12 protein-coding genes are annotated in these 11,952 nt (G+C 69.8%); 9 read left to right on the top strand and 3 right to left on the bottom strand.

Translation table 11 applies throughout. The annotated features are described in order from the left end of the window. Positions 1-624 precede the first annotated feature (624 nt). From EAO76_RS28695 to EAO76_RS28660, 8 genes are all read left to right on the top strand, one after another. Positions 625-1,128 (top strand): 2-oxo-4-hydroxy-4-carboxy-5-ureidoimidazoline decarboxylase, encoded by a 504-nt coding sequence (locus EAO76_RS28695; protein ID WP_148840359.1) that lies wholly within the window; start codon positions 625-627, stop codon positions 1,126-1,128. A 206-nt stretch (positions 1,129-1,334) separates the two neighbouring features. Next, positions 1,335-1,715, top strand: coding sequence for a succinate dehydrogenase, cytochrome b556 subunit (gene sdhC, locus EAO76_RS28690; RefSeq protein WP_148838815.1), 381 nt, complete (start codon positions 1,335-1,337; stop codon positions 1,713-1,715). Between the two features lie 5 nt (positions 1,716-1,720). Then, a complete protein-coding gene (locus EAO76_RS28685; RefSeq protein WP_148838814.1) occupies positions 1,721-2,197 on the top strand; it encodes a succinate dehydrogenase hydrophobic membrane anchor subunit in 477 nt (158 codons plus the stop codon). 29 nt (positions 2,198-2,226) lie between these two features. Next, complete coding sequence (gene sdhA / locus EAO76_RS28680) at positions 2,227-3,981, top strand: succinate dehydrogenase flavoprotein subunit (protein ID WP_148838813.1); 1,755 nt, start codon at positions 2,227-2,229, stop codon at positions 3,979-3,981. Continuing rightward, entirely contained in the window at positions 3,981-4,739 is a 759-nt protein-coding gene (locus EAO76_RS28675; RefSeq protein WP_148838812.1) for a succinate dehydrogenase iron-sulfur subunit, read from the top strand. Before sdhA ends, EAO76_RS28675 begins: the two co-directional genes overlap by 1 nt. Before the next feature lie 182 nt (positions 4,740-4,921). Then, positions 4,922-5,515, top strand: coding sequence for a hypothetical protein (locus EAO76_RS28670; protein WP_148838811.1), 594 nt, complete (start codon positions 4,922-4,924; stop codon positions 5,513-5,515). 196 nt (positions 5,516-5,711) lie between these two features. Then, positions 5,712-6,149 (top strand): hypothetical protein, encoded by a 438-nt coding sequence (locus EAO76_RS28665; RefSeq protein WP_148838810.1) that lies wholly within the window; start codon positions 5,712-5,714, stop codon positions 6,147-6,149. 55 nt (positions 6,150-6,204) lie between these two features. Next, the gene (locus EAO76_RS28660) at positions 6,205-6,948 is read left to right on the top strand and encodes a TetR/AcrR family transcriptional regulator (RefSeq protein WP_148838809.1); all 744 of its coding nucleotides are present in this window, start codon (positions 6,205-6,207) and stop codon (positions 6,946-6,948) included. A 154-nt stretch (positions 6,949-7,102) separates the two neighbouring features. Here the strand turns inward: EAO76_RS28660 and EAO76_RS28655 are convergent, their stop codons facing one another. The 3 genes from EAO76_RS28655 to EAO76_RS46715 form a co-directional block, all read right to left on the bottom strand. After that, positions 7,103-8,659, bottom strand: coding sequence for an ABC transporter substrate-binding protein (locus EAO76_RS28655; protein WP_148838808.1), 1,557 nt, complete (start codon positions 8,657-8,659; stop codon positions 7,103-7,105). Positions 8,660-8,867: 208 nt separating this feature from the next. Further along, positions 8,868-10,304, bottom strand: coding sequence for a metallophosphoesterase (locus EAO76_RS28650; RefSeq protein WP_148840358.1), 1,437 nt, complete (start codon positions 10,302-10,304; stop codon positions 8,868-8,870). A 54-nt stretch (positions 10,305-10,358) separates the two neighbouring features. After that, complete coding sequence (locus EAO76_RS46715; RefSeq protein WP_262375810.1) at positions 10,359-10,604, bottom strand: SCO4848 family membrane protein; 246 nt, start codon at positions 10,602-10,604, stop codon at positions 10,359-10,361. Between the two features lie 121 nt (positions 10,605-10,725). Between EAO76_RS46715 and EAO76_RS28645 the strand changes: the two genes are divergently transcribed. Continuing rightward, a partial coding sequence (locus EAO76_RS28645) for a D-alanyl-D-alanine carboxypeptidase (RefSeq protein ID WP_262375809.1) occupies positions 10,726-11,952 on the top strand: 1,227 nt, incomplete at its 3' end.

Genomic DNA, 11,952 nt, shown 5'->3' with positions numbered 1-11,952 from the left:
GCGGAGGAGGGCGCGGGGGCGCGGGACGCCGAGGTCTGCCCCGCGAGCCCGCTGTCGGAGCCCTCCGGCCAGACGACGACGGCGACCGTCGCGGCGGCCGCCGCGGTGAGGACCGCGCCGGCCGCGAGGGCGCCGCGTGAGGGCGACATGGTCAGGAACCTCCGTTGTTCGCGGGAAGCAGGGCAGGAAGCGGGACGGGAGCCGGGACAGGAAGCGGGACGGGAGCCGGGACAGAAAGCGGGACGGGAGCCGGGACGGGGTCATGCCGGAAGGCGGGGCGGGAAGCAAGTCGGACAGGGGCGGGAAGCGGTCGGGAACGAGGAGGCCCGTGCCGGACGTTCTCCTCGGGGGCACGGCCCATCAGACCGGATCGCGGACCCTCAGTCGTTCCGAAACCCTCTCGTCCGGGTGAAATTCGCGCATCCGTCGGACGTCTGTTGCCCCGCCTCGGTAGCTTTGAGGCACATTCGTCTCTCCCTTCACCCTGCATCTGTCCGGCCTCATCCGTCCCTTCCCACCCAGGGTCACAGATGCCGTTGATCCGAGGAGCCCACGCTGTCCAGGTCCAGCGAGTCCCACGCCGGCCTCCCGGAGCGGTTGCGGCAACCGGTCACCCGGACGGCCCTGCCCGTCCAGGGGCCCGCGCCCGCCCGGGGTCCGGCCCGTCACCCGGGGTTCGACCGCTTCAACGCCGTGCCGCCCGCCGATGCCGAGGCGGCCCTGCTGGCGTGCTGCGGCAGCCGCCGCTGGGCGCACCGGCTGACGCTCCACCGCCCCTACCCCGATCTCGACGCCCTGCTGGCCGCGGCCGACGAGGCGGGGTACGACCTGGCGCCCGCCGACCTCTCCGAGGCGCTCGCCGCCGAGGTCTCCCCCGGTCTGCACGACGCCGCCCCGCCCTCCGCCCATCTCGCGCTGCGGGCCGCGCACGCCGCGTACGAGAGCCGCTTCGGCCATGTCTTCGTGATCTGCCTGGACGGCATGGAGCCGGCCGAGCAGCCCGACCAGGTGCTCGCCGCGATCCGGACCAGGCTGGGCCACGAACCCGACCACGAGCGGGTGGTCACGGCCGACGAGATGCGGCGGCTCGCCCGGGGCCGCATCATCGACCTGGTATCGGCTTCATAACGGAATGGGCTCGGCCGGAGAGGTCAGCAGGGTGTTCTAGGCCGTCCGTGCCCGTTTGATTGCCACTTTGATCACACCGTGGGCCCCCGCGCGAACGAACCGACAATCCGTCGCTACGATGGCCGGGGCCGGTGGACCGTACCCGGCCGGGTCAGACCGACAGTCAAGCCGGCCGACCCCAATCCCCGCTCCCGGAGGGTTCTTCCGTGCCGGCTGGAACGCTGTACCGCGGCCGGGAAGGCATGTGGTCCTGGGTGGCTCATCGAGTCACCGGTGTCCTCATTTTCTTCTTCCTGTTCGTACACGTCCTGGACACCGCTCTCGTCCGTGTCTCCCCCGAGGCGTACGACGATGTCGTGGCCACGTACAAGACGCCGATCGTCGCGCTCCTCGAATACGGCCTGGTGGCCGCCATTCTCTTCCACGCGCTGAACGGTCTGCGCATCATCGCCGTGGACTTCTGGGCCAAGGGTCCGCGCTACCAGAAGCAGATGCTCTGGTCCGTCGTGGGCATCTGGGTCGTGCTGATGGTCGGGGCCCTGTACCCCGTCCTCGGCCACGCCGTACGTGAACTCTTCGGGAGCTGAGGCCAATGTCCACCGAGTCCTCCGCCGCGATCGGCTCCGTCGAGGGCGTGAGCCTGTACGACGTCGACAACCCGGCCCCGGTCATCGAGCCGCCGCGCAAGCGCACCGGCAAGACCCCCAAGGGTTCGCGCACCAACTTCGAGCTGTACGCCTGGCTCTTCATGCGCCTGTCGGGCATCGTCCTGGTCGTCCTGGTCCTGGGCCACCTGCTGATCCAGCTGGTGCTGGACGGCGGCGTCTCCAAGATCGGCTTCGCCTTCGTCGCGGGCCGCTGGGCCTCGCCGTTCTGGCAGGTCTGGGACCTGGCGATGCTGTGGCTGGCCATGCTCCACGGCGCCAACGGCCTCCGTACGGTCATCAACGACTACGCCGAGCGTGAGAACACCCGCTTCTGGCTGAAGATGCTCCTGTACACCGCCACGGTGTTCACCGTCCTGCTGGGCACGCTGGTGATCTTCACCTTCGACCCGAACATCCGCTAGGCGCCGGGCCAGAGGGACCAGAGGAAATCATGCAGATCCACAAGTACGACACCGTCATCGTCGGCGCCGGCGGCGCCGGTATGCGCGCGGCCATCGAGTCCACGAAGCGCAGCCGCACCGCCGTGCTCACCAAGCTCTACCCCACCCGCTCCCACACGGGCGCCGCGCAGGGCGGCATGGCCGCCGCGCTGGCCAACGTGGAGGAGGACAACTGGGAGTGGCACACCTTCGACACGATCAAGGGCGGCGACTACCTGGTCGACCAGGACGCCGCCGAGATCCTGGCGAAGGAGGCCATCGACGCCGTTCTCGACCTGGAGAAGATGGGCCTGCCGTTCGGCCGTACGCCCGAGGGCCGCATCGACCAGCGCCGCTTCGGCGGTCACTCCCGCAACCACGGTGAGGCCCCGGTCCGCCGCGCCTGCTACTCGGGCGACCGCACCGGCCACATGATCCTCCAGACGCTGTACCAGAACTGCGTCAAGGAGGGCGTGGAATTCTTCAACGAGTTCTACGTCCTGGACCAGCTGGTCGTCGAGGAGGACGGCGTCAAGAAGTCCGCCGGCGTCGTCGCCTACGAGCTGGCCACCGGCGAGATCCACGTCTTCCAGGCGAAGTCGGTCATCTACGCCTCGGGCGGCACCGGCAAGTTCTTCAAGGTGACGTCGAACGCGCACACCCTGACCGGTGACGGCCAGGCCGCCTGCTACCGCCGGGGTCTGCCGCTGGAGGACATGGAGTTCTTCCAGTTCCACCCGACGGGCATCTGGCGCATGGGCATCCTCCTGACGGAGGGCGCCCGCGGTGAGGGCGGCATCCTCCGCAACAAGGACGGCGAGCGCTTCATGGAGAAGTACGCGCCGGTCATGAAGGACCTCGCGTCCCGTGACGTCGTGTCCCGCTCCATCTACACGGAGATCCGTGAGGGCCGCGGCTGCGGTCCCGAGGGCGACCACGTCTACCTCGACCTCACGCACCTGCCGCCGGAGCAGCTGGACGCCAAGCTCCCGGACATCACCGAGTTCGCGCGCACGTACCTCGGCATCGAGCCCTACACGGACCCGATCCCGATCCAGCCGACCGCGCACTACGCCATGGGCGGCATCCCGACCAACGTCGAGGGCGAGGTGCTGGCCGACAACACCACCGTCGTCCCGGGCCTGTACGCCGCCGGCGAGGTCGCGTGCGTGTCCGTGCACGGCGCCAACCGCCTGGGCACCAACTCGCTGCTCGACATCAACGTCTTCGGGCGTCGCGCGGGCATCGCCGCCGCCGAGTACTCCGCGAAGCACGACTTCGTCGAGCTTCCCGAGAACCCGGCGCAGCTGGTCGAGGAGCAGGTCGAGCGCCTGCGCGACTCGACGGGCACCGAGCGCGTCGCGGCGCTCCGCCAGGAGCTGCAGGAGTGCATGGACGCCAACGTGATGGTGTTCCGCACCGAGCAGACCATCAAGACGGCCGTCGACAAGATCGCCGAGCTGCGCAGGCGCTACCTCGACGTGTCGATCCAGGACAAGGGCAAGCGGTTCAACACGGACCTCCTGGAGGCCATCGAGCTGGGCAACCTGCTCGACCTGGCCGAGGTCATGGCGACCTCCGCCCTGGCCCGCAAGGAGTCCCGCGGCGGTCACTACCGCGAGGACTACCCGAACCGCGACGACGTCAACTTCATGCGCCACACCATGGCGTACCGCGAGGTCGCGGCCGACGGCACCGAGTCGATCCGGCTCGACTACAAGCCGGTCGTCCAGACCCGCTACCAGCCGATGGAGCGTAAGTACTGATGGCAACCCCGACTCTGGACAAGGTCGAGGCGCAGTCCGCCGCCTCGCCGTACATCACGGCGACCTTCCGGATCCGCCGCTTCAACCCCGAGGTCTCCGACGAGGTCCAGTGGCAGGACTTCCAGATCTCGATCGACCCGAAGGAGCGTGTCCTCGACGCCCTTCACAAGATCAAGTGGGACATCGACGGCACCCTGACGTTCCGTCGCTCCTGCGCGCACGGCATCTGCGGCTCCGACGCGATGCGGATCAACGGCAAGAACAGGCTCGCCTGCAAGACGCTGATCAAGGACATCAACCCGGACAAGCCGATCACGATCGAGGCCATCAAGGGCCTCACGGTCCTCAAGGACCTCGTGGTCGACATGGAGCCGTTCTTCCAGGCGTACCGCGACGTCATGCCCTTCCTCATCACCAAGGGGAACGAGCCGACCCGCGAGCGCCTGCAGTCGCCCGAGGACCGCGAGCGCTTCGACGACACCACCAAGTGCATCCTGTGCGCCGCGTGCACGTCCTCGTGCCCGGTGTTCTGGAACGACGGCCAGTACTTCGGCCCGGCGGCGATCGTCAACGCGCACCGCTTCATCTTCGACTCGCGCGACGAGGGCGGCGAGCAGCGCCTGGAGATCCTCAACGACCGTGACGGCGTGTGGCGTTGCCGCACCACGTTCAACTGCACGGACGCCTGCCCGCGTGGCATCGAGGTCACCAAGGCGATCCAGGAGGTCAAGCGGGCGCTGATCACGCGCCGCTTCTGAGCTCCGCCGGTCACCGGCCGCACCAGGGGCCCCGGCTCCCGCAGGAACTCCTGCGGGAGCCGGGGCCCCTTTGCTGCGCGGCCCGGGACTTGACGGTACGGTCGTGCGGAACCGGGCACCGGTTCACCGCCCCGGCGCGGCAGGGCCCCGGGACGCGCAGGACCGACCGAGAGCGGGGAACGTTGAGCGATCCGAATCCGTACGCGGACGACTCCTACAAGTGGGGGCCGGACCCCGGGCAGCAGGGCAATCCGCCCACCGTCGCGGACGGCCAGGGGGGCGGCGGCGCCCCGGCCTACGGCTATCCGCAGCCGCTGCCCGAGTCCGCGGCCCAGCCCGGTCCCGCCTATGGCTATCCGCAGGGGGCCGCCGCCCAGCCGACCATGCCCGGCGCCGGTTTCCCGCAGCAGCCCGGGATGCAGCCCGGCGCGGGCATGCCGGTGCTGACGTTCGGCGACATCGCCGTCATGAACGACCAGATCGTGACGCCGGCCGGGCCGATGCCCCTCAAGGGCGCGGTGTGGACGGCCACGGACCTGTCGCGCACCGAGGAGAAGATCCCGACGGTGGCGATCGTGCTCGCGATCGTCTTCGCGCTGTTCTGCCTGATCGGTCTGCTGTTCCTCCTGATGAAGGAGAAGCGGACGACCGGCTTCGTCCAGGTCACGGTCACCAGTGGCGGCCGGCACCACTCGACGATGATCCCGGCGGTCTCCCCGGACACCTTCCCCATGGTGATGGCCCAGCTCAACACGGCCCGTGCCATGAGCGTCTGAGAGCGCGCCGGCCTCCGGTCGCCCCGCACCACCGCTCCCGTCCGCGGCCCGTACCCGCGGCCCGTGTCCCCGGCCCGTCCCGTCGTGCGTCCTCCGCAGCCGGGACCGGTCGCCGGGGCACCCGCTTGAACATGTTCAAAAGCAGGTCTACAGTCCATGACACAGGCTTTTGAACGCGTTCAAGGGAGGCGGGGGCATGGACCTCACCGTCGTCGCGTACGTCATCTACCTGCTGTTCGGCGTGGCGCTCACCGTCTGGGTCGCGCGCACGCTCAGCCGCAACGGCAAGGTGTTCCTCGAAGAGGTGCTGCAGGGCAAGGAGAAGCTCGCCGATGCCGTCAACCATCTGCTGGTGGTCGGCTTCTACCTGGTCGACCTGGGCTTCGTCGCGCTCTTCCTGAGGAGAACCGACGAGATCACCGACGCCCGCGGGCTGTTCGAGGCGCTGTCCGTGAAGCTCGGCGTCGTCCTGCTCGTGCTCGGCGTGATGCACCTCGGCAACGTCCTCGTGCTCAGCACGATCCGCCGGCGGCGGCTGGTGGAGAGCGGGAAGATCCCGCCGGTGGCGCCGCAGGGCCGGCCGATGCCGCCGGGAGCCGGCCCGTGGGCCGCCCCCGTACCGCCCAGGCACTGAGACCCGTCACCACCGGCCCGGGGCCGCACGGTCCCGGGCCGATACCCTCAGGACCGTGGTGAAGGAAGTGAAGGACGTGAAGGCAGTCAAGGCTCCCAAGAGCGAGCAGACCCGCACCCTCATCCTCGAAACCGCGCTCCGGCTCTTCCAGGAACGCGGCTACGACAGGACGACGATGCGGGCCATCGCCCAGGAGGCCGGCGTCTCCGTCGGGAACGCCTACTACTACTTCACGAGCAAGGAACACCTCGTCCAGGGCTTCTACGACCGGCTCGCCGCCGAACACGCGGCGGCCGTGCGGAAGGTCCTGGACGAGGAGAAGGACCTCGCGGCGCGCATGCGGGGGGTCCTGCTCACCTGGCTGGACGTGGCGGAGCCGTACCACCGCTTCGCGGCCCAGTTCTTCAAGAACGCCGCCGACCCGGAGAGTCCGCTCAGCCCGTTCTCGGCGCAGTCCGTCGCGGCGCGCGAGGCGGCGATCGCCATCCACCGGCGGTGCCTGGAGGGCTCCGGCACCAAGACCGATCCCGAACTGGACGATTACCTGCCGCAGTTGATGTGGCTGGTCCAGATGGGCCTGGTGCTGTACTGGGTGTACGACCGGACCGAGCACGCCGAACGCAGCCGTCGGCTGGTCGAGCGCTGCACCCCGATCGGCGCCCGCGTCATCGCGCTCTCCCGGTTCCGGGCGCTGCGTCCGGTGGTGCGGCAGGTGCACGACGTGCTGGAGGAGTTCCTGCCCGGCGCGGCGAGGGCCAAGGACCGGCCGTCGGGCGAGCCGGGGCCGAAGAAGCCCTGAGGGCGGGGGCGGGAACGGACCGAGGGGCGGTGCTCCGGCGTGTCGCCGGGCGCACCGCCCCTCGCTCGTCCTGCGGGTCCGTCCCGCGGAGATCTGCCCCGCGGAGATCTGCCCCGTGGGGACCGGCCCCGCGAGGGCCGGTCCTGCGGGTCCGTCAGATCCGCCGCAGCTCCCAGAGCCGCCAGATGCCGGTGCCGTCCGAGAGGTACTGCGAGCCGGCGACGTCCGTCGTGCTGACGGAGTACTCCTTCTTCTGCCACAGCGGGATCAGCGGCACGTCCTCGCCGACCTGGGCCTGGAGGGACTTGAAGTCGTCCGTGGTGCGGCCCCGGTCGCTGTACTGCAGCGTGGAGCTGATCAGGTTGTTCACCTTCTTGCTGGAGTAGCCGTTGTGGAGGGCGTTGTCGCGGCCGACCAGCGGCTGGCTGAAGGTGTCGGGGTCCGGGTAGTCGGGGAACCAGCCGATCGTGTACGCGTCGTACTTGCCGGCCGCGTACTCCTTCTGGAACTTCGTCCACTCGACGGCGTGGACCTCCAGCTTGAACAGCCCGTCCTCCTCCAGCTGGCGGCGGAGCTCCTCGGTCTCCCTCGCCTGGATCTCGTCGCCGCCGCGGTAGCCGAAGTTGATGCGCACCGGCGTCTGCACACCGGCTTCGCTCAGCAGCTTCCTGGCGCGCTCGGGGTCGGGCGTCGGGTAGGCGTCGAAGAACGGCGTGCTGTGCCCGATGTACCCCTGCGGGATCAGCGAGTAGAGCGGTTCGACGGTGCTCTTGTAGACGTTGCTCACCAGGGGCCCGCGGTCGACGATCGAGGCGATTGCCTGCCGGACCTTCTTGTTCGCCATCGGGGAACCGGGGCGGACGTTGAAGACGATGTTGCGGATCTCTGCGCTGTCCGCCTCGGTGACGCGCAGGTCGGGGTCACCGGGGTTCAGCTCGGCGAGCATGGCCGGCGGCAGCTCGCGGTGCGCGATGTCGATCCGCTTGCCCTCCCAGGCGGTCAGGAGCTTGTCCGAGTTGCCGTAGTAGTGCACGGTGACCGGGACGCCGGTCTCCTTCAGCGCGCCCTTGTACCGGGGGTTGGGGACCAGCTCGGCGATGACGCCCGAACGGTACGACTTCAGGGTGAACGGCCCCGAGCCGTCGACCGTGTTGCCGATCCTGAGCTTGTCCGCCGGGTACGACTCGCGGTCGACGATCGAACCGGCCCCCGTGGCGAGCTTCTGCGGGAAGGTCGCGTCGCGCGAGGAGAGGTTGAACGTGATGGTGCGGCCCTCGGTCACGACGTTCTTCAGGCTCGGGAACAGCACCCACGGACCGGCGTCCGTCTTGATCTTGAGCATGCGGTCGATGGAGTACTTGACGTCGGCAGCGGTGATCGCCCGACCATTGGAGAAGGTCAGGTCGTCACGGAGCTTGCACTGGTACGTCTGGAGCTTCTGGCCGATGAATCCGCAGCTCTCGGCGGCATCGGGCTCGGGGACGGTCGCTCCGGACTTGAACGTCAGGAGGGACTGGTAGATGTTGCTGTAGATCGCCCAGGAGCCCGCGTCGTACGCGCCGGCGGGGTCGAGCGAGGTGACCACGTCCGTGGTGCCGACCGCGATCGGGGTCTCGTCCACCTCGTTCGAGGGGAGCAACTGCCAGACACCGACGCCCACGACAGCCAGGACCCCGATGATCGCAAGAATCCGTAGCCGGATCGACTGCATTGCCGTGCTCTCCCTTACCAACCCCACCCCGATGCTGTGCTTCAGATATGCACATCACCGCATGCTCTCGCTCAGCCAATCACACGATATTCACATCTGGAAGAGTGAAACCGACATTCATAGCCTTTTGTTGGACACTTGAAACCTCGACGCGCCCAAAAGGCCGGAACCTGCCGTTCCCTGCGGCCCGATCCCTCGAACCGCGAGGTCAGGCCCGGAGCGAGGCGAGTTCCACGACGGTGATGTCGGAGGGCGCGCCGACCCGTACGGGCGGGCCCCAGGCGCCCGCGCCGCGCGAGACGTAGAGCTGGGTGTCGCCGTACCGGTCGAGCCCGGCACCGGTGGGATTGGCCAGGTCGGCGATGAAGTTGCCCGGCCAGAGCTGGCCGCCGTGGGTGTGGCCGGAGAGCTGGAGGTCCACGCCGTGGGCGACGGCGTCGTGGATGACGACGGGCTGGTGGGCGAGGAGGACGGCGGCGCGGGCCCGGTCCCGGTCGCCGAGCGCGCGGGCGAAGTCGGGGCCCTGCCCCTCGATCTCCCCGGCGACGTCGTTGACGCCCGCGAGATCGAACCCGTCGATCTCCACCCGGGCGTTCTCCAACGGATGGAGGCCCAACTCCCTTACCTGGTCGACCCATTGGGCCGCACCGGAGTAGTACTCGTGGTTTCCGGTGACGAAGAAACTGCCGTGCCCGGCGCGCAGTCCGGCGAGCGGCTCCGCCGCCGGGCCGAGGTCGGCGACGGTTCCGTCGACGAGGTCCCCGACGACGGCGATCAGATCCGGCCCGGTCCGGTTGATCGTGTCGACGATCCGCCGGGTGTGGGCGCGGCCGAGGATCGGGCCGAGGTGGATGTCGCTGACGACGGCGATCCGGAAGCCGTGCGCCGAGCGGGGCAGTTTGGCGAGCGGGACGGTGACCCGTTTCACCCTCGGCCCGCGCAGCACCCCGTGGGTGCCCAGGCCGATCGTCCCGAGCCCCGCGGCGGCGGCGGCACCACCGACGACCCGGGAGACGAACAGCCGGCGCGAGGGGTCGACGACGGGGCGGCGCGGGGCTCGGGACGGGAGCAAGCTGGTGGCAGTGGCGCCCGAGATGTCCGAGGCGCCCGAGGCATCAGGGGCCTCGGAGGCCGGGGCGTCGGTTGTGGTGGCGACCGCCAGGGAGCCGGAGGTGCAGGCCGCCCCGGCCGCCCCCTCCGCCGCGGTGCTCCGGGATCCGGCGGCCGGCCCGGCCGGCTCCCCGGCCGGCTCCGCCGGGGAGCGGTCCGGGTGATTCCCGTCACCCGTACCGGCTTCCCGTGCCCCGTCCCCACCGCTCCTCGCCCGGCCCGCCGTCCGGTCAGCCCGCCTCGCGAGCACCCGGCGCAGGACCGGCCGCACCACCTCCCCCACCAGCAGAGCCAGCGTCAGGTACAGCACCGCGGCCAGCCAGAGGTAGCCGGGCCAGGCCAGTGCCTGCTGGAGCGGGAAGGGCGCCCCCGCGCGGCCGGAGACCAGGGCGCCGAGGCTCAGCAGCGGCAGGACGAACGCGGCCGCGGTGCCGATCCTGCGCGGGACACCGCCCCCGGCCGTCGTGTCACGGACCAGCCGGCACCACAGATAGCGGTGCACGCCGCCGAACAGCGCGAGCACCACGACCACCATCACCACGAAACCGGCCACTGCCACCAGCTTGCTCCCCACCCGGCCTACGGCTCGTTACGTACGTTCGCGGCGCAGTGCCTTGACACCACGGAACCCGATCACACCGATGACCGTCCCCAGGAGAAAGGACGTGATGGCGAGCAGCAGATGCACCCAGAAGTACGCAGTCGGGTCACCCGCGTCGTCGAAGGCGAGTCCGCTGCCGTCCTTCCACAGGTTCTTGACGAAAGTGATCCAGATGAACCAGCTCCACACCCCGAAGGCGAGCAGGAACCAGGAGACGGGGCGGCTGAGCTTCATGGACTCAGTATCTCCGCCGCGTTCCCGCAGGGCCGCCCGGGGTGGGCCGTCCCGGCGGTACATGCGGCGGGTCAAGCCATCCGCACCCATTTTCATATCATCTGCCTGTACGTTTCCGACCGTGCCTGCTCTCAAAAAGACCGCACTGACGGTCATCTCAGCCGCCTTGCTGTCCAGTTTTGCCATCGCGCCGGCATCGGCGGTCGGCAAGGACACCTCCGACGACGCGCCGAAGCCGCCCGCAGGCATGTCCCGGGTCGGTGGCGAACTGCTGGGGAGGAGCGGTACGCAGGTCCAGCTGAAGTCGGGTGCCCCGGTGCTGCCGAAGGACCTCACGGGCCGGTCCTGGATCGTCGCGGACGCGGAGAACGGCGAGGTCCTCGCCTCGCACAACGCGCACTGGCGGCTGCCGCCCGCCTCCACCCTGAAGATGCTCTTCGCGGACACCGTGATGCCCGCGCTCCAGCCGAAGACCCGCGAGTACACCGTCCGGGACGAGGACCTGGCCGACCTCGGCGAGGGCAGCAGCCTGGTCGGCATCAAGGAGGACCTCAGCTACACGGTCCACGACCTGTGGCTCGGGGTGTTCCTGCGCTCGGGCAACGACGCGGTGCACGTGCTGTCCGCGATGTACGGCGGCGTGCCCAAGACCGTCGAGGCCATGCAGGCGCACGCCGAGGAGTTGCAGGCGCTCGACACGAAGGTGGTCTCGCCCGACGGGTACGACGCGCCCGACCAGGTCTCCAGCGCGTACGACCTGACGCTGTTCGCCCGCAGCGGGCTGCAGAAGGCCGACTTCCGGGAGTACTGCTCGACGGCCGAGGCGCAGTTCCCCGGCGCGGAGAAGAAGGGCGGCAAGCGGGAGAGCTTCGCCATCCAGAACACCAACCGGCTGCTGACCGGCGCGGACGGCGTCGAGCCGTACAAGGGGATCGCGGGCGTCAAGAACGGCTACACCTCGCACGCCGGCAACACCTTCACCGGTGTCGCCGAACGCGACGGCAAGGTGCTGCTCGTCACCGTCATGAACCCGTCGTCCGAGGAGGCCCACGCCGTCTACAAGGAGGCCGCGAGCCTGCTGGACTGGGGCTTCCAGGCGAGCGGCAAGGTCGCTCCGGTCGGCGAGCTGGTGCCCCCGAAGTCCGCCGACACCGGATCGGGCAAGGGCGCCCCGGCCGCGCAGGGCGGGGACAAGGGCGGACACGGCCCCGAGAGCGACAAGAAGGCCGTCGCCGCCGACGGGGGCGGCAGCGGCGGTGCCGGGATCGCGCTGGGCATCGTCGGCGGCGTCCTGGTGCTGCTGGCCGGCGGGGTGTTCCTGGTCAACCGGCGCTGGCCGCTGCCGGAC

Source organism: Streptomyces sp. sk2.1, from assembly GCF_008120935.1.
In the GTDB taxonomy this organism is placed as follows: Bacteria; Actinomycetota; Actinomycetes; order Streptomycetales; family Streptomycetaceae; genus Streptomyces.
The sequence above is the reverse complement of the archived record's forward strand: the minus strand, read 5'-3'. Positions and strand labels throughout refer to the sequence as shown.